At 70.0% G+C, this 23,715-nt stretch carries 24 protein-coding genes; 11 read left to right on the forward strand and 13 right to left on the reverse strand.

Annotated features, from left to right (window positions below; all coding sequences use genetic code 11):
- Positions 1 to 51 precede the first annotated feature (51 nt).
- From A3G1_RS0109510 to A3G1_RS0109530, 5 genes are all read right to left on the reverse strand, one after another.
- Positions 52 to 564 carry a DUF6036 family nucleotidyltransferase gene (locus A3G1_RS0109510; RefSeq protein ID WP_018349242.1) on the reverse strand — a complete coding sequence of 171 codons (513 nt, stop codon included), beginning with the start codon at positions 562 to 564 and terminating at the stop codon, positions 52 to 54.
- On the reverse strand, positions 561 to 1,172 hold the full coding sequence (locus tag A3G1_RS39525) for a helix-turn-helix domain-containing protein (RefSeq protein ID WP_018349243.1): 612 nt from the start codon (positions 1,170 to 1,172) through the stop codon (positions 561 to 563). Before A3G1_RS39525 ends, A3G1_RS0109510 begins: the two co-directional genes overlap by 4 nt.
- A gap of 46 nt (positions 1,173 to 1,218) precedes the next feature.
- Entirely contained in the window at positions 1,219 to 2,349 is a 1,131-nt protein-coding gene (dusB, locus tag A3G1_RS0109520; protein ID WP_018349244.1) for a tRNA dihydrouridine synthase DusB, read from the reverse strand.
- 82 nt (positions 2,350 to 2,431) lie between these two features.
- On the reverse strand, positions 2,432 to 2,638 hold the full coding sequence (gene cspE / locus A3G1_RS0109525; RefSeq protein WP_018349245.1) for a transcription antiterminator/RNA stability regulator CspE: 207 nt from the start codon (positions 2,636 to 2,638) through the stop codon (positions 2,432 to 2,434).
- Between the two features lie 141 nt (positions 2,639 to 2,779).
- Complete coding sequence (locus A3G1_RS0109530; RefSeq protein ID WP_018349246.1) at positions 2,780 to 3,328, reverse strand: dihydrofolate reductase family protein; 549 nt, start codon at positions 3,326 to 3,328, stop codon at positions 2,780 to 2,782.
- A gap of 189 nt (positions 3,329 to 3,517) precedes the next feature.
- On the opposite strand from A3G1_RS0109530, the gene A3G1_RS0109535 reads away from it, so the two are divergent.
- Both A3G1_RS0109535 and A3G1_RS0109540 read left to right on the forward strand, forming a co-directional pair.
- Positions 3,518 to 4,390, forward strand: coding sequence for a class II glutamine amidotransferase (locus A3G1_RS0109535; protein WP_018349247.1), 873 nt, complete (start codon positions 3,518 to 3,520; stop codon positions 4,388 to 4,390).
- A gap of 31 nt (positions 4,391 to 4,421) precedes the next feature.
- A complete protein-coding gene (locus A3G1_RS0109540; RefSeq protein ID WP_018349248.1) occupies positions 4,422 to 5,639 on the forward strand; it encodes an APC family permease in 1,218 nt (405 codons plus the stop codon).
- A 135-nt stretch (positions 5,640 to 5,774) separates the two neighbouring features.
- On the opposite strand, the gene A3G1_RS0109545 is transcribed toward A3G1_RS0109540, so the two are convergent.
- The 3 genes from A3G1_RS0109545 to A3G1_RS0109555 form a co-directional block, all read right to left on the reverse strand.
- Positions 5,775 to 7,154 carry a glycine--tRNA ligase gene (locus A3G1_RS0109545; protein ID WP_018349249.1) on the reverse strand — a complete coding sequence of 460 codons (1,380 nt, stop codon included), beginning with the start codon at positions 7,152 to 7,154 and terminating at the stop codon, positions 5,775 to 5,777.
- Positions 7,155 to 7,223: 69 nt separating this feature from the next.
- On the reverse strand, positions 7,224 to 7,742 hold the full coding sequence (locus A3G1_RS38340; RefSeq protein ID WP_018349250.1) for a hypothetical protein: 519 nt from the start codon (positions 7,740 to 7,742) through the stop codon (positions 7,224 to 7,226).
- A gap of 212 nt (positions 7,743 to 7,954) precedes the next feature.
- Complete coding sequence (locus tag A3G1_RS0109555) at positions 7,955 to 8,299, reverse strand: antibiotic biosynthesis monooxygenase family protein (protein ID WP_018349251.1); 345 nt, start codon at positions 8,297 to 8,299, stop codon at positions 7,955 to 7,957.
- Positions 8,300 to 8,399: 100 nt separating this feature from the next.
- On the opposite strand from A3G1_RS0109555, the gene A3G1_RS0109560 reads away from it, so the two are divergent.
- The 4 genes from A3G1_RS0109560 to A3G1_RS0109575 are packed head-to-tail and all read left to right on the forward strand — an operon-like array spanning position 8,400 to position 11,384.
- Complete coding sequence (locus tag A3G1_RS0109560; RefSeq protein WP_018349252.1) at positions 8,400 to 9,362, forward strand: metal ABC transporter substrate-binding protein; 963 nt, start codon at positions 8,400 to 8,402, stop codon at positions 9,360 to 9,362.
- Complete coding sequence (locus tag A3G1_RS0109565) at positions 9,353 to 10,111, forward strand: metal ABC transporter ATP-binding protein (protein WP_018349253.1); 759 nt, start codon at positions 9,353 to 9,355, stop codon at positions 10,109 to 10,111. The genes A3G1_RS0109560 and A3G1_RS0109565 overlap by 10 nt, the downstream gene beginning before the upstream one ends.
- Positions 10,111 to 10,980 carry a metal ABC transporter permease gene (locus tag A3G1_RS0109570; protein ID WP_018349254.1) on the forward strand — a complete coding sequence of 290 codons (870 nt, stop codon included), beginning with the start codon at positions 10,111 to 10,113 and terminating at the stop codon, positions 10,978 to 10,980. The genes A3G1_RS0109565 and A3G1_RS0109570 overlap by 1 nt, the downstream gene beginning before the upstream one ends.
- Before the next feature lie 5 nt (positions 10,981 to 10,985).
- Positions 10,986 to 11,384 carry a Fur family transcriptional regulator gene (locus tag A3G1_RS0109575; RefSeq protein WP_026211975.1) on the forward strand — a complete coding sequence of 133 codons (399 nt, stop codon included), beginning with the start codon at positions 10,986 to 10,988 and terminating at the stop codon, positions 11,382 to 11,384.
- Here the strand turns inward: A3G1_RS0109575 and A3G1_RS0109580 are convergent.
- Together A3G1_RS0109580 and A3G1_RS0109585 are read right to left on the reverse strand one after the other, a co-directional pair.
- Positions 11,381 to 12,436: an LLM class flavin-dependent oxidoreductase gene (locus A3G1_RS0109580; RefSeq protein ID WP_018349256.1), complete on the reverse strand. Its 1,056-nt coding sequence runs from the start codon at positions 12,434 to 12,436 to the stop codon at positions 11,381 to 11,383. The two genes, A3G1_RS0109575 and A3G1_RS0109580, sit on opposite strands and share 4 nt — an antisense overlap.
- A gap of 418 nt (positions 12,437 to 12,854) precedes the next feature.
- Positions 12,855 to 14,333, reverse strand: coding sequence for an alpha/beta hydrolase (locus A3G1_RS0109585; RefSeq protein WP_040477967.1), 1,479 nt, complete (start codon positions 14,331 to 14,333; stop codon positions 12,855 to 12,857).
- 259 nt (positions 14,334 to 14,592) lie between these two features.
- Between A3G1_RS0109585 and A3G1_RS0109590 the strand changes: the two genes are divergently transcribed.
- Positions 14,593 to 15,723: a sensor histidine kinase gene (locus tag A3G1_RS0109590; RefSeq protein WP_211216270.1), complete on the forward strand. Its 1,131-nt coding sequence runs from the start codon at positions 14,593 to 14,595 to the stop codon at positions 15,721 to 15,723.
- The gene (locus tag A3G1_RS0109595; RefSeq protein ID WP_018349259.1) at positions 15,720 to 16,436 is read left to right on the forward strand and encodes a response regulator; all 717 of its coding nucleotides are present in this window, start codon (positions 15,720 to 15,722) and stop codon (positions 16,434 to 16,436) included. Before A3G1_RS0109590 ends, A3G1_RS0109595 begins: the two co-directional genes overlap by 4 nt.
- Before the next feature lie 134 nt (positions 16,437 to 16,570).
- Here the strand turns inward: A3G1_RS0109595 and A3G1_RS0109600 are convergent, their stop codons facing one another.
- Positions 16,571 to 17,752 carry a hypothetical protein gene (locus A3G1_RS0109600; protein ID WP_018349260.1) on the reverse strand — a complete coding sequence of 394 codons (1,182 nt, stop codon included), beginning with the start codon at positions 17,750 to 17,752 and terminating at the stop codon, positions 16,571 to 16,573.
- A gap of 954 nt (positions 17,753 to 18,706) precedes the next feature.
- On the opposite strand from A3G1_RS0109600, the gene A3G1_RS0109605 reads away from it, so the two are divergent.
- From A3G1_RS0109605 to A3G1_RS0109615, 3 genes are all read left to right on the forward strand, one after another.
- Positions 18,707 to 19,189: an Hsp20/alpha crystallin family protein gene (locus A3G1_RS0109605; RefSeq protein WP_018349261.1), complete on the forward strand. Its 483-nt coding sequence runs from the start codon at positions 18,707 to 18,709 to the stop codon at positions 19,187 to 19,189.
- Between the two features lie 147 nt (positions 19,190 to 19,336).
- On the forward strand, positions 19,337 to 19,675 hold the full coding sequence (locus A3G1_RS0109610) for a MerR family transcriptional regulator (RefSeq protein ID WP_018349262.1): 339 nt from the start codon (positions 19,337 to 19,339) through the stop codon (positions 19,673 to 19,675).
- Between the two features lie 947 nt (positions 19,676 to 20,622).
- Positions 20,623 to 20,985, forward strand: coding sequence for a MerR family transcriptional regulator (locus tag A3G1_RS0109615; RefSeq protein WP_018349263.1), 363 nt, complete (start codon positions 20,623 to 20,625; stop codon positions 20,983 to 20,985).
- A gap of 211 nt (positions 20,986 to 21,196) precedes the next feature.
- On the opposite strand, the gene A3G1_RS0109620 is transcribed toward A3G1_RS0109615, so the two are convergent.
- Entirely contained in the window at positions 21,197 to 21,805 is a 609-nt protein-coding gene (locus tag A3G1_RS0109620) for a dihydrofolate reductase family protein (RefSeq protein ID WP_018349264.1), read from the reverse strand.
- A gap of 82 nt (positions 21,806 to 21,887) precedes the next feature.
- Positions 21,888 to 23,696: an asparagine synthase (glutamine-hydrolyzing) gene (gene asnB / locus A3G1_RS0109625; RefSeq protein ID WP_018349265.1), complete on the reverse strand. Its 1,809-nt coding sequence runs from the start codon at positions 23,694 to 23,696 to the stop codon at positions 21,888 to 21,890.
- Positions 23,697 to 23,715 lie beyond the last annotated feature (19 nt).

Below are 23,715 nucleotides of genomic sequence, written 5' to 3' on the forward strand. Positions count from 1 at the left end.
CAGATCCACGAGTTCGACGTCGGCCGCCGCAGGTCAGCCGTCCGATTGAACTCAGCTCAGCAGCTCACGGAGCAGGAACGCGGTCTTGGGTGGGAGAAGATGCGCCGGGTAGTACTCCTCCACACAGTCCAGCGCCTCCTCGACGGACGAGAACCCGCAGAGCGCGTAGAGCTGGAGAAGGTCTCGGGCGTCACGCTCGATACGGGCCGCAGCAGCCTTCATCGCGAACAAGTAGCGAGGTGAAGCGATCCGCACCGACAGCCCTGGGCGGTCGAACAGCGTCGTGGCGTTGGGGTCCTCGCCGGGCAGGAAGCCTTTCACCGCGTCGTTGAGCCAGTCCGGGGCCAGCCCATGCCGCTTTCCGACATCGCGTGCCGCCTGGTAGACCACGTCTTTCGGCTCGAAGACCGCACCAAGGTCCCGGGTGGACCGGCGCAGATTGTAAGCAAGCGCCATAGCCGCACCACCGACCACGAACAAGTGGCCCCGCAGTCCTCGGGACTCCAGTTCAGTGCTGATCTCTTCGAGCAGTTTCAGGAGTTCGTCTCTCGACAGAAGGCTCATACGCTCACCAGCGAATCGCCGTCAAGGAAGACTCCGCGGTTCGCCAGCGCTGGCGGAGCGGAGACGAAAGCCAGTGCGGCCAGACCAGGCGCGGGACGACCGAGGACGTCTTCGACCACGAACCAGAAGCGATGCAGGAATCGCCCTGGAGCAGCCGTCCAGCCAGGAACAGCCAACCCGAACAGGCCGCTGGCGTATTCGGCGACGCCAGCCAGCAGGGCGTCCCATCTGCGGTCACCAACGGAATCCGGTTCGTCCCGGAGCGCCCGCAGGCGCAGCTCATTCGTCAATCCGTGCAGGTCGTCAAGCATCTGGATGATGTGGCGGAGTGCTTCATCCGCGTCGCCGGCGGCAAGCGAAGCCTTGACATGCGCAGCCGTTGCCGCGACCGACGAAGCCTCACGCTGGGGCAGCAGCCCAACTCGTTCTCCGACGGATTCCGCGTATCGCAGGAGTGTGCTCAGACGAGGATCGGACTGGGCAGCTTCGAGCCGGGCGACCGCCGACTGCGTCGTGCCCATGCGCTCGGCCACGTCAGCCTGGGACAGCCCGTGACTGAGACGGGCCTCCCGAAGCTCGGCAAGAGTCTCTTCGAGGGAGCTTTCCATGCTGGAAGTATAGCCAATTCGCTATACCGGGCTGCCGCTTGCCGCCTCAGCCGCCCGAGTGTTCCAGTTCGGCGCCCTCCGGTACGGCTTCGGACTCCGGGTCGTCGAGCCAGCCGTCGGGGAGGACGACGCGGGCCTGGGCGTTACTCCGGCCGCGCGGCGTGCCCAGCTCACCGACCGGGTACGGCGCGTCGTGGTCGAGCTTGCCGAGCAGGTCGTCGAGTTCGGCGAGGCTGCCGACCATCGCCAGTGCCCGGCGGAGCTCGCCGCCTGCCGGGAACCCTTTCAGGTACCAGGCGATGTGCTTGCGGAAGTCAGCGCAGCCGTGCGGCTCGTCACCGAGCCAGGCGACCAGCAGCTCGGCGTGCCGGCGCATGATCGCGGCCACCTGGCCCAGGGTCGGCAGCGCGCGCTCCACCCGGCCGTCGAAAGCGGCTGCGAGATCGCCGAACAGCCACGGCCTGCCCAGGCAGCCCCGGCCGACGACGACTCCGTCACAGCCGGTCTCCCGCATCATCCGGAGCGCGTCCTCCGCCTCCCAGATGTCGCCGTTGCCGAGGACGGGGATGCTCGTCACGTGCTCCTTGAGCGTGGCGATCGCCGACCAGTCGGCGTGGCCCGAGTAGAGCTGGATGGCCGTCCGGCCGTGTAGCGCCACCGCGGCGGCCCCGGAATCCTCGGCGATCCGGCCAGCGTCGAGGTACGTCAGGTGCTCGTCGGTGATGCCCTTGCGGATCTTCACGGTCACCGGCAGGTCGCCGGCCGCCGCGACGGCCTGGCTGACGATCTTCTGGAAGAGCCGCCTGCGGTACGGCAGGGCCGAGCCGCCACCCCGCCGGGTGACCTTCGGCACGGGACAGCCGAAGTTGAGATCGATGTGGTCGGCGAGGTCCTCGTCAACGACCATGCGCACCGCCTGGGCGGTGATGTCCGGATCGACGCCGTACAGCTGGAGGCTGCGGGGCTTCTCGTCCGCGCCGAACGCGACCATGTTCAGCGTCTTCGGATTCCGCTCGACGAGCGCCCGGGTGGTGACCATCTCACAGACGTAGAGGCCGGCCCCGTGCTCACGGCACAGCTGCCGGTAGGCCACGTTGGTGATCCCGGCCATCGGGGCCAGGACAACGGGCGGCCACACCTCGTGCTGGCCGATGTGCAGGGGGCGGAACTCAGTCACCCCACCAGGGTAACCAGCCCGCCGAGAGCAGCAGAGCCGGCCGATCCTCGCGGATCAGCCGGCTCTGCTGTCTAGCGTGTGATTACAGGGGACGGATGTTGTCCGCCTGCGGGCCCTTCTGGCCCTGGGTGATCTCGAACTCGACGCGCTGGTTCTCGTCGAGGCTCCGGTAGCCGCTGGTCGCGATCGCGGAGAAGTGGGCGAAGACGTCAGCGCCGCCGTCGTCCGGGGTGATGAAACCAAAACCCTTTTCGGCGTTGAACCACTTCACGGTGCCCTGAACAGCCATTTCAATCCTTTTGAACCGATGAGGGGCGCGTGTGACGCCCCGCCGCAGCGTAACCAAAACAAGCGCCCCGCAATGTTCACAGGGCGCTCGCGTACTGCAACTTGTCAAACGTAGCACGTTTCCGGCCGCGAGGCAGAGACTCTAGCCAAGTCGTTCCGCTGGACGGTAGTCGAGGACGATCGCGCCAGAGCTGAAAGTGTGGGTGCCGGCCAGTGTCCAGCTCTTCGGGGCGGCGCCGTCGGCGAAGAGCCGCTGGCCGGTACCGACGATCACCGGGTGCACGAAGAGCTTGAGCTCGTCGACCAGGTCATGGGCGATCAGGTGGTTGAGAAGCTCGCCGCTGCCGTACAGAAGGAGATCCTCGCCGTCGGCCGCCTTGAGCTTGGCGACGGCCTCGGCCACGTCACCCTCGATGACCTGGGCGTTCCACGTCGTCTCGGTGAGCGTCGCCGAGGCGACGTACTTGGGCATGGTGTTCATCTTGACCGTGCCCTGGTCGGCCGAGCCCATCTTCGGCCACGCCTGCGACATGCCCTCGTAGGTCCTGCGGCCGAGCAGCAGCGCCCGGCTGAGCATGAGCTGACCGTGCTGGAACTTCCCGTGGTCGTCGTTCCAGTAGGGGGCGGTCCACGCGGGGTTCTCGACGACACCGTCGATGGAGATGTAGACGACGGCCACGAGCTTGCTCATCTGCTGTCCTGTTCGGATCGTCCGGAAGGGGGGTGTGAAGCCAGGTCCAGCGTGCAAGATCAGAACTTGGGCCAGCAAGCACCAGGAACGCAACGTTCAGGGCCCGTGCGCTCATCAATCGACACATACACATAGCTTGTACCGTGTCAGAGGCTCAACTCCGGACACCACGCGCCGTAAGATGCGCGTATGTGCAGGTTGTTCGCCCTCACCACGGGCGGTCCCCGGGTCCACGCCGCGCTCTGGCTCCTCGACGCCCCCGTCAGCCTCGCCGAGCAGAGCCGGAGGATGCCGGACGGCGCCGGGCTCGGCTGGTTCAACCTCGGTGACGAGCCGGTCAGGGACCGGGCGCCCCTGGCGGCCTTCGACAACCCCGACTTCGCCTCGGAGGCCCGGCACGTCGTGTCGCACACCTTCCTCGCGCACGTCAGGTACGCGTCGACGGGCCAGGTGAGCGTGCGCAACACGCACCCCTTCGACATCCGCGACCGGCTGTTCGCGCACAACGGCGTCGTGCGCGGGCTCGACGTCCTCGGCTCGTGGCTCGGGCCGGTCGACAAGGCCTTCGTCGAGGGCCAGACCGACTCCGAGCTGGTGTTCGCCTACATCACCGCCGAGATCGAGCGGCTGGGCGACACCACGGAGGGCATCATCAGCGCCGTCACCCGGATCGGCCAGGAACTGCCGGTCTACGCGCTCAACTTCGTCCTCGCCGAGCCGGGCAGGCTGTGGGCGCTGCGGTACCCCGACGTCCATCCACTGTGGGTGCTCAACCCGGAGCTGGGCGGCCGGGGCAGCCTGATGCTGGATCCGCGTACCGAACTCGGCCGGATGACCGTCGAGTCGGCCGAGGCCGGCGGCAAGGACGTGCCGGCCTTCGTGATCGCCTCGGAGCGGATGGACGACGATCCCGACTGGCGGCTGCTGGAGCCTGGAGAGCTGCTCGTCGTCGAGGGGCTGGCCGCCAAGTCGCTGTTCCCGTTCGACGAGCCGGCGCACCGGCTGACCCGCGAGGACCTGCACCCGCAGGAAGCCTCCTCGCAGGCGCCGTCACACGCCTGATTCTGTCGGAGGCGCCGGCTAGGTTGCCGGCATGACTGGACAGCTGGCGCGCCGCCTCGGGCTCCGCGACGCCGTGATGATCGGGCTCGGCTCGATGGTGGGCGCCGGGGTCTTCGCCGCCTTCGCACCCGCCGCAGCGGCCGCCGGCCCGTGGCTGCTGGTCGCACTGGCCCTGGCGGCCCTCGTGGCGTACTGCAACGCGACGGCCTCCGCCCAGCTCGCCGCCGAGTATCCGACCTCGGGCGGGACGTATGTCTACGGGCGGGAGCGGCTCGGCGAGTGGCCCGGCTTCCTGGCCGGCTGGGGCTTCGTGATCGGCAAGACGGCCTCGTGCGCGGCGATGGCGCTGACCTTCGCGGCGTACGCGGCGCCGGCCGGGTGGCAGCGGCCGGTCGCCGTGGCCGCGATCCTCGGGCTCGCCGCCGTGAACTACCGGGGCATCACCCGCACGGCCAAGCTCGCCGCGATCATCGTCGTGTTCGTCCTGGCGGTGCTCGGGCTGGTCGTGGCCTCGACGGTGGGCGGCGGGCCGGTGACTGGCGGGCCGTTCGACGCGTACGGCGTGCTCCAGGCCGCCGGGCTGCTGTTCTTCGCCTTCGCCGGGTACGCGCGGGTCGCGACACTGGGCGAGGAGGTACGCGAGCCGCGCCGGGTCATCCCCCGGGCCATCCTGATCGCGCTCGGCATCGCCGTCGTGGTGTACGCGCTGGTCGGCACCGGGCTGCTCCGGGCGCTCGGCGCGAGCGCGCTGGCTGGCAGCCGTGCCCCGCTGGCTGACGCCGTCCGGGCCGGTGGCTGGGGCTGGGCCGTGCCGATCGTCACCGCCGGGGCCGCCGCCGCCGCACTCGGGGCGCTGCTGGCCCTGATCGCCGGGGTCGGGCGGACCACCCTGGCGATGGCCAGGGAGCGCGACCTGCCGTCGTGGCTGGCCGCCGTGCACCCGAGGTTCCAGACCCCGCACCGCGCCGAGGCCGCACTGGCCATTGTGGTCAGCGTGCTCGTGCTGACGACCGACCTGCGCGGCGCGATCGGCTTCTCTTCCTTCGGCGTCCTCATGTACTACCTGGTCGCCAACCTCGCCGCGTACACCCAGACGGACCGGCGCTATCCGAAGGCCCTGCAGATTCTCGGGGCGGCCGGCTGCGTCGTTCTGGCTGCGACGCTGCCGGCCAGTTCAGTCCTCATCGGACTGTGCGTTTTCGCCGCCGGTACCGTGTATCGCTTTGTGGTCTTGAAGTTCAGATCTTGATCTGTGTTTTTGATCTAACGCGAGGTGGCCCGCTGAGGGCGGATCTGGCAAGCGTCAGGGCTTCCCTCGTACCGGTGTTGTACGTGGGAAGCCCTGACGCGCAGTCCAGATTCGTTCTCAGCGGGCCGGCACTACCTAACAACCCGGAAGGCGCTCGATCAGGTAGGTTTCCAGGCGGTCGAGGCTGACGCGGTCCTGGGTCATCGTGTCGCGGTCCCGGACGGTCACGGCGTTGTCCTCGAGGGTGTCGAAGTCGACCGTGACGCAGAACGGCGTGCCGATCTCGTCCTGGCGGCGGTAGCGGCGGCCGATGGCGCCGGCGTCGTCGAAGTCGACCACCCAGCGCTTGCGGAGCATGGCGGCCAGCTCACGCGACTTCGGCGACAGCTTCTCGTTGCGGGACAGCGGCAGCACGGCCACCTTGACTGGGGCGAGGCGAGGGTCGAAGCGCATGACGGTGCGCTTGTCCACGCCACCCTTGGTGTTCGGGGCCTCGTCGACGTCGTAGGCCTCCAGGAGGAAGCACAGCACCGCGCGGGTCAGGCCGGCGGCCGGCTCGATGACGTACGGCGTCCAGCGCTCGCCCTTCTCCTGGTCGAAGTAGGACAGGTCGACGCCGGAGTGCTTCGAGTGGGTCTGGAGGTCGAAGTCCGTCCGGTTGGCCACGCCTTCGAGCTCGGAGAACTCGGTGCCGCCGAACTGGAAGCGGTACTCGATGTCCACTGTCCGCTTCGAGTAGTGGGACAGCTTCTCCTTCGGGTGCTCGTACCGGCGGAGGTTCTCGGGCTTGACGCCGAGGTCCAGGTACCAGTTCCACCGCTGTTCGAGCCAGTACTCGTGCCATTCCTCGTCCGAGCCGGGCTCGACGAAGAACTCCATCTCCATCTGCTCGAACTCGCGGGTACGGAAGATGAAGTTACCCGGGGTGATCTCGTTGCGGAACGACTTGCCGACCTGGGCGATACCGAACGGCGGCTTCTTCCGGGCTGCCGACTCGACGTTCTTGTAGTTCACGAAAATGCCCTGCGCGGTCTCGGGCCGCAGGTAGTGCAGGCCCTCCTCCGACTCGACCGGGCCGAGATACGTCTTCATCAGGCCGTTGAACATCTTCGGCTCGGTGAAGGTGCCCTTGTTCCCGCAGTTCGGGCAGTTCTGGTCGGACAGCGCGAAGGTCTTGCCCGGGTGCTTCTCCGCGAACTCCTCTTCGAGGTGGTCGGCGCGGAACCGCTTGTGGCAGGACTGGCACTCGGTCAGCGGGTCGGTGAACTCCGCGATGTGACCGGAGGCCGCCCACACGTCACGGGCCAGGATGACGGCGGAGTCGAGGCCGACCACGTCGTCACGCTGCTGCACCATCGTCTTCCACCACTGGCGGCGGACGTTCTCCTTCAGCTCGACGCCGAGCGGACCGTAGTCCCAGGCCGACTTGGTGCCGCCGTAGATCTCGCTTGACTGGAAGACGAAACCACGGCGTTTGCACAGGCTGACGATCGCATCAATACGGTCGGCGGACATGTGGGACTCTCCATCCGGCTGGCGGTCGGTGGGTGGATTTGCTACAAGGCCATCAGGCTACCTGGCAGCCTAATTGTCGTTGCTACAGACCTGGTAGCGCTTATCCACCGGGTCGAGGACCACGCGCAGCCGCTTCGTGGCGGAAGAACTATTCTGCTGTACCCGCACGGTCACCCACACCGTCGCCTGCTCGCGATTGCTCGGCTCGGTGCGCGTGATCTCGTAACCCTGAATGCGCGGCCTGCGGTCGTGCTCGGCGGCGAATTCCTCCGCCGTCTGGAGTTCACGCAGGTCGGAGCACATTTCCAGGTACGCCTTGGAGTACTCGCCGCGCTGGAGCGGGCCCATGTACCTGTCGGTGGCCGCCCTGGCCTCGGTGTTCTGCTCGACCGACATCCAGATCGCGAGGCCGGCACAGGTACCGATGGCGCCGCCGACGCAGAGGAACACGGCGAGGACACCGCCGACGACCGCGAACCACGTCCGGCGCTTGTCGCGCTGCGAGGGCGGCGCGACGAACGGCGGCTGGACACCGGGGCCGGGCGGGGGCGGCGGGGCTGTCACCTCGGCCGGGTGGTGGCCCGGCACGCTTCCTGGGCCGTATCCGAGCGATTGTCCGATATGCGATAGCGGAGGGGCAGCAGGTGCTGGCGATACCGGGGCGGCTGGGGGCTGGGGGGCTGGCGGGACGACGGTCGCGAGTTCGGGCTCCGGGGCGGGCGCGGGTGGGAACTCCAGGGGTTTCGGGGCTGGCCACGGCTCCTGGGGTTCGGCGGAGCCGGGGTCCTGGGGCGGTGTGGTCACCGGCGGCCCTCCTCGACCGGTACCCAGTCGCCCTCCGCCACGGTCAGCTCCCCGCCCGGGGCCAGGCTGGCCAGCACCTCGTAGGCGCTCGGCTCCTCGATGCTCTGGGCGAGGAGCGGGGTCGCGTACATCTTCACGTCGAAGTTGCTGAGCGCGCGGCGGTACGCGCCGACGGACTTCCACTCCGTCGCGAGCGCCCACAGCTCGGGGTCGTCGGGGGCCCGGCCGAGCCGCCCGGACAGGAAACCGGCGCAAGCGCCCAGCGCACGGAGGGCAGCGTGTGCCCGCTCAGTGAACTCCCCCGGGTCTGTGCCGACCCGGAACCGATTGACGACCAGCATGCGCCCAACCTACCCGGATGTCCGCACCGGCACGCGACGCGACTCACATCAGCGGAACCCGGTGTTGACAATCATTCTCATTAAGAGCCAAGGTTGATTCATGTTCAAGCGCCCCCTCGCCGTCAAGCGCCCTCTGGCCCTGCTCGCCGCCGCAGCTCTCGCCACGGGAGCGCTCGCCGCCTGCGACAGCTCCGGCTCGGCTGACGGGAAGCTCAGCGTGGTCGCGGCCGCGTACCCCTTCGAGTGGCTGAGCAGGCAGATCGGCGGTGACCAGGTGAAGGTGACGAACCTGGTGAAGCCGGGAGCCGAGCCGCACGACCTCGAGCTGACGCCGAAGCTGGTCGCGGCGGTCAGCGAGGCCAAGCTCGTCGTCTACCTGCCGGGCTTCCAGCCAGCCGTCGACAGCGCCGTCTCCCAGCACGCCGTGGGCCGGACGTTCGACGTGGCGGGCGTCGAGCCGCTGGCCGAGAGCAGCGCCGCCGAGCACGACCACGACCACGGGCCCGGCGCGAGCCCGGGGATCGGCGAGGACAAGGACAAGAAGGCCAAGGACCCGCACGTGTGGCTGGACCCGGTCCGGTTCGCCAAGATCGGCGACCAGCTGGCCGAGCGGTTCGGGCAGGCCGACCCCGGCCACGCCGCCGAGTACAAGTCGCGGGCCGCGACGGTGCGGGCCGAGCTGGAGAAGCTCGACAAGGAGTACGCAGAGGGCCTCAAGACCTGCCAGCGCAAGGAGCTGGTCACGTCGCACGCGGCGTTCGGCTACCTGACCACGCGGTACAAGCTGGAGCAGATCTCGATCGCCGGCCTGAGCCCAGACCAGGAGCCGTCCGCGCAGAAGATCGCCGAGATCGTGGCGGAGGCCAAGGAGCACGGCGCGACGATCATCTTCACCGAGGCGCTGGTCAGCCCGGCCATCGCGAAGACGATCGCCAGCGAGGCCGGGGCGAAGACCGAGGTGCTCGACCCGATCGAGAGCCTGCCCGAGGGCAGTTCCGAGGACTACGCGAAGATTATGCGCGCCAACCTTGGCAAGATTCGTGCCGCTCTGGGGTGCTCGTGATCCTTGAAACAGCAGGCGTCACCGTCGGCTACGACGGCAGGCCCGTCCTGCGTGACATCTCCCTGGGCGTGGCGCCCGGGGAGGTCGTCGCTTTGCTCGGCGCGAACGGTTCCGGCAAGTCCACACTGGTCAAGGCCATTGTCGGGCTGACGCCGGCCGCGTCGGGCTCGATCCGGCTGTTCGGCGAGCCGCTGGGCAGGCTGCGGAACAGGTCGCGGATCGGTTACGTGCCGCAGCGGATCGGGGTGTCCTCCGGGGTGCCGGCCACCGTCCGCGAGGTCGTGGCCGCCGGGCGGCTGGCCCGCCGTGGTTTCCTCCGGCCAGGCGGCAAGGCCGGCAAGCTGGCCATCGACTCGGCGCTCGTCGCCGTCGGGCTGGCCGGGATGTCTCACCGCCCGGTGAGCAGCCTGTCGGGCGGCCAGCAGCAGCGCACCCTGATCGCCAGGGCCCTCGCCGGGCAGCCCGAACTCCTGATCATGGATGAGCCGACCGCCGGCGTGGACGCGGCGAGCCAGGCCGCGCTGGCCGCGGCGCTCCGCCAGTTCAGCGGGAACGGCGGCACGGTGATCGTCGTCCTGCACGAGCTGGGGCCGCTCGCCCCGCTGATCTCGCGCACCGTCGTCCTGCACGGCGGGCAGATCGTCCATGATGGACCACCGCTGCCGCCCGCCGCCGGGCACGACTGCCCGGAACACGTGCACATCCATCCGCACGCCCCGGCAGCCGAGCCGGCCCGCTGGGAGCTGTGATGAGTTACCTGACCTCCGACTTCATGATCCGGGCGCTGATCGGCGCGCTGCTGGTCGGCGTGACCGCTCCGGCCATCGGCGTGTACCTGGTCCAGCGCAAGATGGCGCTCATCGGCGACGGGATCGGCCACGTCGCGCTGTTCGGCGTCGCCGTGGGATTCCTGTTCGGCACGAGCCCGGTACTGACCGCCACCCTCGTGTCCGCGCTGGGCGCGATCGCGATCGAGCTGGTCAGGGAGCGGACGCGTACCTCGGGCGACATCGCGCTCGCGATCATGTTCTACGGCGGGATCGCCGGCGGCGTGGTGCTGATCTACCAGACGAGCCAGGGGACGAACGCGACACTCACCTCATACCTGTTCGGCTCGCTCCTCGGCACGACATCCGCCGACCTGGTCGTGATGGGTGCCCTGAGCGCTTTCGTGCTGTCCGTCGCGCTGATCGGCCGGCCGTGGCTGTTCGCCGTCTGCCAGGACGAGGAGCACGCGAAGGTGTCCGGGCTGCCGGTCAGGTTCCTGAACCTGCTGCTCGCGGTCACCGCGGCCGTGACGGTGACCGTGGCGATGCGCGCCGTCGGGCTGCTGCTGGTCAGCGCGTTGATGGTGATCCCGGTCGCCACCGCGCAGCAGTTCACGCGGAGCTTCACCGCCACGCTGTTCACCGGGATGGCGATCGGCGTCGCCGTCTCGGCCATCGGCGTGATCGTGTCGGCGGAGGTGGACACGCCCCCGGGCGGGTTCATCGTGGTCGTGGCCGTGGTGCTGTTCGCGGTCGTCGCCACCGTCGCCGGGCTGCTGCGCAGCAGGAAGCCCGCTCCGTTGCCCGAGGCACCCGAGCCACCGGATGTCGTCTTGCACCAAGTAACGTAACGGTTATGACTGCGTCGTTACCCCGGAGCACCCGGCAGCGCTCGGCGGTGATGGACCTTCTCGGTGACGTCACCGGCTTCCACAGCGCCCAGGAACTGCACGCGATGCTCCGCGACCGTGGCGACAAGGTCGGGCTGACCACCGTGTACCGGACGCTCCAGGCCCTCGCCGAGGCCGGCGAGGTCGACGTCATGCGCCCGCCGGGCGGCGAGCACCTGTACCGGCAGTGTGGCACCGGGCACCACCACCACCTCGTGTGCCGCAGCTGCGGCAAGGCCGTCGAGGTCGAGGGGCCAGCTGTCGAGCGCTGGGCCGACAAGGTGGCCAGCGAGCACGGCTTCGTGGACGTGGCCCACACCCTGGAGATCTTCGGTACCTGCCCGGAGTGCGCTGCCCGCGCCTAGGGCATGAGGAGTTTCGCGAGCTGGGCCATTTCGGCGGGTGGGTCGGCCACCGGCTGGACGAGCAGCTCGCCGACGTCGGCCTGTTCCAGGGTCCGGAGGCGGGCCCGGAGGTCGTCACGGGTGCCGACCAGGGCCAGCATGTCCATCAGCGAGGGCAGGACCAGGTCCCGGTCCTCCGGTGCGATGCGGCACAGGTAGCCGCGGTAGAGCTTCGTGTACCGGTCCGGCGCGGTGGCCGTCGTGCCCCGCCGGTCGAGCAGCCGCCGGACCGCCTCGCGTTCCCCCGGGCCGAGCCGTCCGGCGAAGGCTGGCGTGTCGGCGGCGTACGCGAGCAGCGACAGGGCGAGGTGGCCGGTCGCGTCCCGGGCCGCGTCGCCGTGCGGGTCCTCGCCCTCGCCGAGAACGTGCAGCGCGGTGACCAGGTACGAGCCGGGGTCGCCGCCCGTGCCCTGTGCCGCGCGGCGGCGAGCGTCGTGCAGCGCGCGCCAGGCGGCCGGGTCCATCAGGCCGAAGGAGATGAGCCCGGTACCCCGGCGGCCCGCGACGGCGGCGGCTTCCGGCCCGAGGGCTGCCACGACGAACTCGATCGGCTCAGTGGTGTTCACGTGCCCGCCGGCATGCAGGAACCGGATGTCGCGAACCCGGTCACCCTCGCGGTACTCGGTTGTGCGCCCGGCACACAGGTCCTGCAGTGCGGCGGTGAAGCGCTCCAGCGTGGCGGCCGTGGCTGGCCGCATGCCCAGAGTGCGCCGGGCGGTGTTCCCGGTACCGACCCCGCAGCTGACGCGACCCGGTGCCAGGGCGTTGAGGCTGGCGAGCCCGCTCGCGGCCGCCGGGGCCGAGCGCAGCGCCGGCGAGGTCACCGCGATGCCGAGCCTGATCCGGCTGGTGGCCTTCGCGCAGAGGCTCAGCGCGACGAACGGGTCACCGTGGACCATCGGGGTGTCGTAGACCCAGAAGCTGTGCAGGCCCAGTTCCTCCGCGCGCACGGCGAGGTCCTCCACACCGGCCTGTGCGGTGACCACGACGCCGGCACGCATCAGCACCTCCACGGTGCGAGGTTTGGAGCGAACTCACTCAGCATGCCAGTCCTGGGGAGATTGCCGCGTGTCTCGGGTCCGAGCTGGGAGAAGGCCTCATCCGTGGACATGGTGATTGTGCGACAGGTGTTGCGCAACCGCGACACCGTCATATAGATGTCCCATTACCTTCCCCGTGATAGCTGGGTTGGTGGGGCCGCCGACTTTGCCGGCGGCCCCACTGTTGTTCATCGTCCTCGGGTCGGCGCGTTCAAGGCGCTCAAGAGGTCGCGGTTGGCGGCTAGATGATTTAGTCCTCATGGTCGTAGGCGATTAGGGATCGCAGGACGGGCTGGTAGGTGGTCCGGGCCCGCTCGGAGCGAGGTGCGCTGCGTGAGCTGTGGCCCGGTCGGCGCCGGTGGGACCAGGCGGCAGGCCTCCACGCGATCGGTCAGGCTCGGCAGGTCAGGTCCTGGGCTGGCAGCCGGCCGGCTACGAGGTAGGACATGGCGGCCTGGTCCGCGCAGGCGTTGGTGCCGTTGACGATGTGCCCCTCGCCGCCGGCGACGGTGACCAGCCGGGAGCCGCGCAGGGCCCGGTGCATGGCCTGGCCGCTGGCCAGGGGCGTCGAGGAGTCCCACTCGTTCTGCACGATGAGCGCGCGGACCGTGTTGCCCACGGCCGTGGCCGGCTCGCTGCCACGCTGCCAGAAGGCGCACGGCTTGATGGTGGACCCGAAGTCGCCGGCCAGCGGGAATCGGGCGCGGTCCCTGATCGCGTCGCGGCGGTATTGCTCGGGGTCACGCGGCCAGGCCGCATGGTTGTCGGCGCACAGCACTGCCCAGGCGGATGCGGCGTTGTTGTCTGCGGGCACGTCCGCTGCGGGGCCACTCGGAGCCGGGGCGCCAGGAGCCGGGGCGCCGGACGGTGACCTGCCCTCGGCGGCCCGCTTCAGCTCGGCGACCCAGGTGGCGGCGTCGCGCACCCGGGCGAAGGCGGTGTACTGGGCGCGGATGGCGTCTCCGGTGAGCGGCGCCCCGCCGACGGTGATCGGGCTGCGATCGGCCTGGGTGACGAGCTGCCAGAACGTCCGGCGGACCTCGGCCGGGGTGGCGCCCAGCTGATAGGTCGCGTGCCGCTGGGCGGTCCATTCGGTCCACCGGGTGAAGACCGGCTCGGCGCGCTCGGCCATCGCCTGTAACATGCCCCGGCTGTACCGCGTGGGGTCGGCTGCGCTGTCCAGCACGAACCGGTCGGCGCGCTGCGGGAACAGCTGAGTGTAGACAGCACCGAGGTAGGTGCCGTAGGAGAAGCCCAGGTAGGAGATCTTCTTCTCGCCCAGCACGGCCCGGATGACGTCCAGGTCGCGGGCGGTGTTGCGGGTGGTGAGGTGGCGCAGAGTGTCGCCGGCTCGGGCCCGGCACTTCTCGGCCACCGTGCGGGCCCGGCGGACATCCGCCGCGAACGTCTCCGCGTGGTACGGCCACTCCAGCTCCTGCTCGTCGCCGGTCAGCCCGCAGCTCACCGGAGAACTGCGCCCGACGCCCCTCGGGTCGAACCCGATCAGGTCGTACCGGCGCTTCACCTCCTCAGACAGGGTCAAGGCCGGGTCGGCCGGCAGGTCCAGGCCAGGCGCGCCGGGGCCGCCGGGGTTGAGCAGCAGGACACCGCGACGATGGGTGGCGCTGCTGGCCTTCAGCCGGGAGACGGCGAGATCGATCGTCCGGCCGCCGGGATCGGTGTAGTCCAGCGGCGCTTTGAGCGTCGTGCACTGCAACGCCGCCGGGCGGTCCGGGGCGCAGCGCTGCCAGTGCGGCTGTTGTTGGGCGTACCGCCGCAGCGGATCGCGGGCATCGGCGTCGGCGGCTGTCGCGGGGGCGAGCGCCGAGACGAAAGTCGCGCCGACGGCCACCAGTGATGCTATTTGCATAGTGATTTCTTTCCTGCCGGTTGGACGTGCGCACCGCATTGCGCACAGCACGATCCTGGCTCTGTCCGGCGTCGGCGCGCATCGCGGAAAAGCGGGAGAAAATGCTCCCCCGATCGAGTGAGGCCACCGGTGACCTGCGTGGTCATACTTGCTCACTATGATCAGGGGGATTCGGTCGTTACTGCTCGGCCGCACATATTCGGGAATGCTGTTCGCCTGTTGCGGCGCTGTGGCGAGTTTTCTGTTGCTGCCTTTCGCGATGCTGCCGGCACTGGTGTGGCCCGCCGCGCCTTATGGCGTGCAAGCCGGGTTGGTCCTCACGGCCTGGGCGGCGCTGGCCGGCGTGCTGGGGCTGGCCCGGACCACCCGGCGGGCGCTGGTCGCCTCGGCCCGCCGGCTCCTGCGGGTGCCGTTGCCGGACCCGGTCGCCCCACGCCCGGGGGCCACCCCCTCGGCTGACCGGTGGCGCACTCCACTCTGGCTGCTGCTGCACGTGGCCCTGGGATGGGTCGGGGCGCTGGCCGGCGGGCTGCTGATCATCATGGGCCTGACCCTGCCGATCGGGTGGTTCGACGCCGAGGCGAAGCTGAGCCTGGGCGGCTGGGCGGTGCGGCCGACCGGCTGGCAGGCCTGGGCGGTGGCGCTGTGCTGCCTGCTGCTGGCAGCGGCGGTGTGCGCGGCCGTGACCGGCGCGCTGCGCTGGTTGGCTCCCCGGCTGTTGGGGCCGTCTGCCGCCGAGCGGCTCGCACTGGCCGCCGAGCGGGAACTCCGGCTGGCCGAACGCAACCGGCTGGCCCACGAGCTGCACGACTCGATCGGGCACACCCTGACCGCGACCACGATCCAGGCCGCGGTGGCCGGCGAGGTGCTCGCCGCCGACCCGGTGGCGGCGCGGGCCGCCATGCGCAGCATCGAGGAGTCGTCCCGAGCCGCGCTGGAGGACCTGGACTACGTGCTGGGGGTGCTCCGCGAGCGGCGGTCGGAGCCGGCGCCGACCAGGACCCTCGCCGACCTGCCCGAACTGCTGGACCGGCTGCGGCACGCCGGCGCGGTCCTGGACTCGGAGGTGTCCGGTGACCTGGTGCAGGTGCAGGGCACGCTGTCCCGGGCGGCGTACCGGATCCTGCAGGAGGGGCTGACGAACGCGTTGCGGCACGGGGCCGGCGGCCCGATCAAGGTCCGGGTGGCGGCCGGGACCGGCGGGCTGGAACTGAGCGTGGTGAATCGGATCGGGGTCGCGTCGAACCCGGGTGCGTTCCCGGCCTCCGGGCACGGGCTGCCGGGGCTGGCCGAGCGGGTGCGGCTGCTGCACGGCGAGCTCGAGACCGGGCCGGACGGGCCGAGGCAGTGGCGGCTGGCTGTCCGGCTACCTGCGCGGGTGGCGGCGTGACCAACGTCGGGGCGGGTGTCGGCACCGGTGCGGATGTGGACGCTGACCCGGCCGGCATTCCGATCACCCTGCTGATCGCGGACGACGACGCGGTGACCCGCAGCGGGCTGTGCACGTTGCTGGCCGCTCAGCCGGGGATCATGGTGCTCGGCGAGGCGGCCGACGGGGTCGAGGCGGTCGAGCGGGCCCGGCTACTGCGGCCGGACGTGGTGCTGATGGACGTGCGAATGCCCAGGCGCAACGGCATCGAGGCCACCCGGGAACTGCTCGCCGGGCCGGCGGAGCCACCGAAGGTCGTGGTGATCACCACCTTCGAGAACGATGACTATGTCACGGCGGCGCTCAGTGCCGGGGCCAGCGGATTCGTGCTCAAGCGCCGGCCGGTCCGGCAGATCGCGGAGGCGGTACGGGTGGCCGCGGCCGGCGAGGCGATCTTGTTCCCGGCGGCGTTGGGCCGGATGGTCACCGCCCGGCCGCTGGGGTCCGCCGAGGCACTGCCGGGCGCCGCGCTGACCGGGCGGGAGGAGGAGGTGCTGCGGCTCATGGCCACCGGGCTGTCCAATCCGGAGATCGGCGAGGCGCTCACGGTGAGCCTGGAGACGGTGAAGACCCACGTCGGGAACGTGCTGGCCAAACTCGGGGCGCAGAACCGGACGCATGCGGTGGTGATCGCCTACGAGTCGGGCCTGGTGGTGCCGGGGCTCGCCCGGTAGTGGTCAACCGGGCTGCGGAGGGACCTCTGACGCGGCCGACGCGGCCGACCGGCACAGGTCCCTCACCGGATCCGGCAACGCATCGAGCCATGGTCCGCCACGGTGAAAGGCCAACTCGACCTCGAAGGCCGGGTTCAGAACGCTGTGCAGTTAGTGGTGCTACCGCTGTCCGTGGTGTTGCATTTGTTGGTTCCGGGCCCGCCGTCGACGAGGCCGAGGTCGTAGACGTTCACCGGGCTGGCAGGGGGCGGGTTGATCTGGTCGTCGCCGCCGTCGCCGGCCAGGAGGGCGAGGTCGTGAACGCTGCCGACCGTGAAGGTGTCGTTCCCGTCGCCACCCCGGACAGCCGCGCCGACAGTGGCCACCTCGGTCACGTCGATCGTGTCGTCACCGCCATCGCCATCGACCAGGGTGTTGAGCCCGTCGACCCGCAGGGCCTCTATGGTGTCATCGCCAGGGCCACCGTGTACGACAGGATGGGTCTCCTCGCCTGACGTCGTCAGGTGGCGAAGGCTCACGTGGTCCCCTCCGTCGCCAGCGTCGATGCTGATAGCGCCGGCGAGTTGTTTGGTAGCGTCAAACGAATCGTCACCGGCTCCGCTCGTGACGGTGAGCCGTGCCTGGTCATTGACGGTGAATTGTCCCTCTGTGCGAATGGTGTCGATGCCAGTCCCGCCGTCCACCGTGACGATGACGGTGTTCCACTCATTGGAGCCTGCGCTGCCAATCCCGATACGGTTGTTGCCCGCGCCGCCGAGGATGCGGGTGCGTCCGGTGTCCACGACGGTCTCCACCACCACTTGGTCGTTGCCTTCGGAGGCGTCGATGGTGGAGTTGGCGCACTGCCCGACGAGGATGCGATCGTCGTCGAACGCACCGCTGATCTGGCTGTTGGTGACCCGCCCGGTGGTAATGGTGTCGTTGCCGTCTTGCCCGTTGACGGTGGAGCCACTGGTGGCGCCCTGCAGGTCGATGGTGTCGTTTCCGGTGCCGCCGAAGATCTCGGCGGTGTCGATCAGCGCCGTGAAGGTGACATGGTCGTCGCCGGGGCCGGCGTCGATCGTGGTCTTGGTCGCCGCGGCAGTGACGGTGATCGTGTCGTTACCGCCCCGGCCGTTGACGGTCAGGCCCAGCACGCCCGCGCACTGGATGACATCAGCATTGCCGGTGCCGTTGATGACACCGCCGACCGCGACGGCGAGATTCCCGTTGACCGTGCACACAGCAGCCGCGTAGGCGGGCGCTGCCAGCGTCATGACCCCGGCGGCGGCCAGCGTGGCCGCGGACACGACCCCGGCAGCACGGCGCCGCACCATGTGGGCATGATCCGATCTCACCATGTTCGTCCTTTCGCTGTGGGCCGGGCACGCACACCACCAGGCGCTCCGGGCGGGCGTGCCCAGGTCTGGAGCTTTCCAGGAGGTGACCGGCCCAGCGCCGGCGACACCCGACACGCGGGACGCTACCCACAGTCACAACCCCGACGCGGCCAAAACCCTGAAATGATCACCACCCGCCGCTAATCGTGATACAGCAACCCTGAGCACGGCAGATGGACCATCACCATCTGTAGCGAATGCGACCAGGTAAGCCTCATGGCCGCTCACTGAGCCAAACGAGTGCCAGCTATTCGCCGCCGTCCTTCGCGGGCGCGCCCTCGCCTGCGCAAAGAACCGTGCCTAGCTGTGCATACAGCTCGTACTTCGTTGTGCACGCCGGCTAGTACCCCGGCAACGGGTACCGGTCGTCAGTCCGCCTCCGGTTACCGGCCGAGGACGATCTCGGCCAGCGGCCCCTCCAGGTCAAGGGCCGGGTGGTCGCGCGATCGGTCGCGTCTGTCATGGACTTGATCATTCCGAGGTACGCGCACCGCCGACTCCGGACGCTGAGCGATCCGGCTCCCCGGCCGAGGGAGAGGGCCGCCCTGCGGGGCGGGCGGGCCTCCCGAGGCCCGGGGGCACTCAATCCTCAGAGTTGCTTCAACTGGGCTCAACTTTCTTATCTGGATGACTTCACAAATCTATACTCTGGCTTGTAGACTTTCTGTTGCCTGATGGCGAACATAGCTTCGCGCGGAGGGGGTGATCGGTGATGTCGCCGACGTTTGCGGTCGCCTTCGGCGGTCGCCGGCGTCGCCCGTTCCGGCGGCGCCAGTGCTGCCGGTGGTTGCGGGGTCCCGGGCCGGGGTTCCCGCCCCGCCTGCCGTGACCCGCCCCCTGCGCGAGGCGCCTGTTGGTTATTGGACATGTCCTGTGCGAGGAGTGAGAACAATGAGCTCGTTGCGGTTTGACCCGTTCCGTGAGCTGGACCGGTGGACGAACGAGGTGCTGGGCACAGCGCGCACGCCCCGGCTGATGCCCCTGGACGCGTTCCGCGAGGGCGAGAACTACGTGCTGCGTTTCGACCTGCCGGGCGTGGATGAGTCGTCACTGCAGGTGATGGCCGAGAACACGACACTGACGGTGCGCGCCGAGCGGCGGCCGGAGCGTCCGGAAGGTGCGGCGTACCTGGTGGCCGAGCGCCCGGTGGGGGTGTTCCAGCGACAGATCGCCCTGTCCAACGGCCTGGACCTCGGTGCGATCTCCGCCGGTTACACCGACGGGGTGCTGACAGTGACGATCCCGGTGGCCGAGCATGCCAAGCCTCGCCAGATCTCCGTGGATCGCCGCTCGGCCCAGCACGAGGGCCACAAGATGATCAGCGGTGAGCCCGCCCCGGCTGACGCGAGGCAGCCCGCGGCCGTCGGCGCCTGACCAGACCCCGCACGCGCCCCCGCGATACGGCCTCCCGAAGCAGCGGGGCGGTGCGCACGACGGCGGGCCCGCCAGGCTCCCCCGGGCGGGCCCGCACCGCTTCCCGGTTGCCGTTCCCGGCACCGTCGAGGATTGAGGAGTCCTGCGGTGAACGATCCGATCCCACAGGGCGTGCTGGACGACCGTTCCTACCCGGCGTACACGATGAGCGCCGCCGCCGACATGGCCGGAGTGACCCCGGCGTTCCTGCGCAGCCTCGGCGCCTGCGGCCTGCTGGATCCCGGGCGCTCCGGTGGCGGGCACCGGCGGTACTCGCGGGCCGAGCTGGACCTGGCGATGCGGGTGCGCGACGTCGCGTCGACCGGTGTGAGCCTGGCTGCGGCATGCCGGATCGTCGAACTGGAGGGGCGCCTCGCCGCGGCCCGCGCCGAGATCGCCGCGCTGCGGGCCGCCATGACAGGATCCGGCGGCCAGCCCGCGACGTAGGCGACGGCACGTCACACCCACGACCAGGACGGCCTTCACGACCACGATCTGGCCGGTGTCGCCTGCGGGGCCCCGCTCGTGACCGTCACCGACGCCTGCGGTGACAGGGGGCTGCTTGCGGCGAGGCGGCCACCGCCGGCTGGGATGCCCCGCCCGGCGCGCCAGAGGGCCCGGCTGCTCCGTGCCCGAGGACCCCGTGCGGGCGTGGCCGGCCAGCCTCTCGCCGCAGCCTCGGACCCTGCGGCACGCCGAGAGAAAATCTGCAGTAGTCGCGGTAGACATGCCTTCGGCCGTGTGTTAGCTTTACTCCCGCTGGAGAGAGAAAGAGTCCTACAGGGGCGGCAGAGACTAGCTGCTCGATCGGATGAACGGGCAGGTCAGGCGTGCCGGGGCCACGTAGGTGCAAGGGGCTCCGGGCGGTGGCGCTGCCAGCGGTCACCAAGGCCGCGAACAGCTCGGCAGTACGGCAAGGCAGTACGGCAAGTGTTCGACCGCACGTGCACGGCACGCGCGCCAGGGCCAGGTTCGATGTCAGGGTCCTGGCCGGTGAGGGCGGTGAGGTAAGGCCGCCCGGCAGGTGAGTACAGGTAAGGGTCATGCGTGCCGGGACCAGGTTCGCTGTGAGGGGTTCCGGCCGAGACCAAGGCGGCCAGCAGGCAGGGCCGTGAGTGGATTGATGTACAGGTAGTTCAGGGAAAGGGGTTTCGACGCCATCGCCAGATCGCCCGTGCCGGCTTGAGTTATCGCCGCACGGACACCGCAGTCCCACGGATAGGAAGGTGGTCTACGGTCACGATTACGCGATCGCGCTCACGCCGCCACATAGGGGCTGGGGCGCAAGATGACACCGGTGCTCGTTGCCGGTAGATGGTGTTGAACGAACTCCGGGCCCCGGCGCAACCGCGCCGGGGCCCCTCGCCGCGTTGGAAAGGCTTTCTGAAGGGCTTATGGGACAACCAGAACACACCCCGGCCGACCCGACGAGCTCGGGTGACAAGTTCGACGACGACGACTACCCCGCGTACAGCATGGGCCGCGCCGCCGAAATGCTCGGCGTCACACAGGCATTCCTGCGCACTCTCGACAGCGCCGGGCTCATCGCCCCGCAACGCTCCGACGGCGGACACCGCCGCTACTCCCGCTACCAGCTACGCCTCGCCGCCCGCGCCCGCGAACTCGCCGACACCGGCACCGCGATCGAGGCCGCGTGCCGGATCATCGTCCTCGAGGACCAGCTCGCCGAGGCCCTGCGCATCAACGCGGAACACGAAGCCCGCGACCGAGGTGCCCACCCCCCGGCAGGAACGTGACCAGGCGGCCACGCCCCCGGCCCCGTGCCAGCGGCCAGGACCGGGACGGCTGCTCGCGTCTGCGACCGTGACGTTGTCGCGGGAGATGGTTGCCGAACGACTCGGGTTCACCCGACAGACGATGATCTCGATGGAGAAAGGCCACTTCGACCCCCGGTTGTCGCTGGCTTCGGGATCGGCGAAGTGTCCTTCCCCGGGGATCCTCACTGAGTCAGCTGGGTACCTGGTCCTTGACGTCGTCGTAGCCGGCCTCGGCCGGCGCGGCGGCCGGTGCGTAGATCACCCGGATGACGCCGGTCGGGAACACCTCGGTGGCCAGCACCTTCAGGTGGTAGGGCGCGTCACCGTCGTCGAAGAGCCTGCGTCCCCTGCGAGCGGCCACCGGGTGCACCAGCAACCGCAGCTCGTCCACCAGGCCAGCGGCGAGCAGCTGCTGCACGACGGAGATCGAGCCGGGGATCAGGATCCCCTTCACCCCGGCATCGGCCTTGAGCGCGGCGACAGCGTCGAGAAGATCGCCCTCGACCAGCTCGGAGTTACGCCAGGCGAACTCCAGCGGCTGACGCGAGGCCACCACCTTGCGCACGTCCCCGAGCTGCTTGGCGAAGCCCGCATCCTCGCCGCCAGCCGCCTCACGGTTCGGCCAGGCGCCAGCGAAGCTGTCGTAGGTCTCCCGGCCCAGGAGCAGTACGTCCGCGGTGTCGTAGTCCTCGCCGACGCAGCGGCCCATGTTCTCGTCGAAGTACGGGAAATGCCAGTCAGGGTCGATCTCGGCCACACCGTCGGCCGAGATGAACAATGTGGACACAACCTTCGCCATCGCAGCGGTCCCTCTCGTCACGAGGCGACCGGTATCCGGCCGCCACCTCTTCGGTACTCAACCCGGAACCCGTGGCCCGCGCCTAGGCACGCCGGGTGTGGCTGGTCAGCCACAGGTCGAGGTTAATCGCGAAGTCCAGGGCCGCGCGGGTCGCCCAGTCGCCGGCTGGCCGGGTCAGGCGCTGCCGGAGCGCCGCCGGGTCCAGATAGGCCCACGCGGGTGAGGCCGGGCTCAGGAGAAGATCGCCGGCCTGCTCACGGACGACCGCGTGGTATCGCGGGTCGCCAGTGGACGGGTACGGCGCCTTGACCCGCTCCCGCACGGCTGCGGGCAGCAGGCTGGCCGTCGCCGCTCGGAGCAGTGACTTCTCCCGGCCGTCGTGGGTGTGCTGGGACCACGGCGCGTTGAAGGCGTACTCGACGAGCCGGTGGTCGCAGAACGGGACCCGTACCTCCAGGCCGCTGGCCATGCTGAGCCGGTCCTTGCGGTCGAGGAGGTCCGGCAGCCAGCGGGTCAGGTGCAGGTGGAACAGTTCGCGGGTGCGGCGGTGCGTCCCGGTCTCGCCGCGCAGGCGCGGGGTCTCGGTGAGTGCCTGGTCGTAGTGGGCCGCCCGGTGGGTTTCGAGGTCGAGTTCGGCGGCGACGTCGGTACGGAGCAGCGCCTTGTACGCGCCACTGTGGCCGGTCAGGTAGCGCCACGGGTAACCGCCGGGGCCGGTACGCACTGGGTCGTGGAACCAGGGGTAGCCGCCGAACACCTCGTCGGCGCTCTCCCCGGACAGCGCGACGGTGACGTGTTCACGGACGGCGCGGAACAGCAGGTACAGCGAGATGTCCATCTCGCCGGAACCCGGGTGGTCGCGGGCCGCGAGCGCCGCGAGCCGGTGGCCCGGGTCGGCGAGGGCTGCCGGGTCGAGAACCAGGTCGCGGTGCCGGGTGCCGCAGTGCGCGACCATCGCACGGACGTAGGGCGCGTCCGGTGTGGCGCGCAGCGCGTCGGGAGTGAACGGCCCGGCGAACCCGACGGAGAACGTGGCCAGCGGGCGCTGGTTCTCCCGCTGGGCCAGGGCGACCAGGGCGCTGGAGTCCAGCCCGCCGGACAGCAGTGCCCCGAGCGGCACGTCGGCGTCGAGGCTCTCCCGGGTGATCCGGGTCAGCAGGGCACGGACCCGGGCGGCGGACTCCGGGACGGTGTCCTCGTGGGGCCGGGCTTCCAGGCGCCAGTATGGCCGTTCGTGCACGCCGTGGTCATCGAGTACGAGGAGGTGCCCGGGCCGGACCTCAGCCACGCCGTCGTACCAGGTGCGGCCGGGCGTGCGGACCGAAGCGAGGTGATCGCGCAGCCCGTCGGCGCTCACAGCGCGGCGGACGAGTCCCGTGGTGAACAGCGCCCGTGCCTCCGAGGCGAACAGCAGCCCGGAACCGGCCTGGGCGTAGGCGAGCGGCTTGACGCCCAGCCGGTCCCTGACCAGTACCAGGCGGCGGCGAGCCGGTTCCCACACCGCGAAGGCGAACATGCCAGCCAGCCGGGCCGGCGCGTCCTCGCCCCACTCCTGCCACGCCCTCAGCACGACCTCGGTGTCGGTACGGGTGCGGAACTTGTGCCCGGCCAGTTCCAGTTCCGCCCTCAGTTCGGCGTGGTTGAAGACCTCTCCGTTGTACGAGAGCACCAGCAGCGGCTCGCCAGCGTCGTCCTCCGCGATCATCGGCTGGTGCCCGCCGGCCGGGTCGAGAATCGCCAGCCGCCGGTGCCCGAGCGCGCAGTGCCCGTCCGTCCACAGGCCCGCGCCGTCCGGCCCCCGGGCGGCGAGCACGTCTGTCATCGCCCGCACCACGCCCGCGCTGTCCTCAAGCTCTCGGGCCGGGTCAGCCCAGCCGGCGATCCCACACATGGTTGATTCCTGTCAGTTC

The sequence above is a fragment of the Longispora albida DSM 44784 genome, from assembly GCF_000379825.1.
GTDB classification, from domain to species: domain Bacteria; phylum Actinomycetota; class Actinomycetes; order Mycobacteriales; family Micromonosporaceae; genus Longispora; species Longispora albida.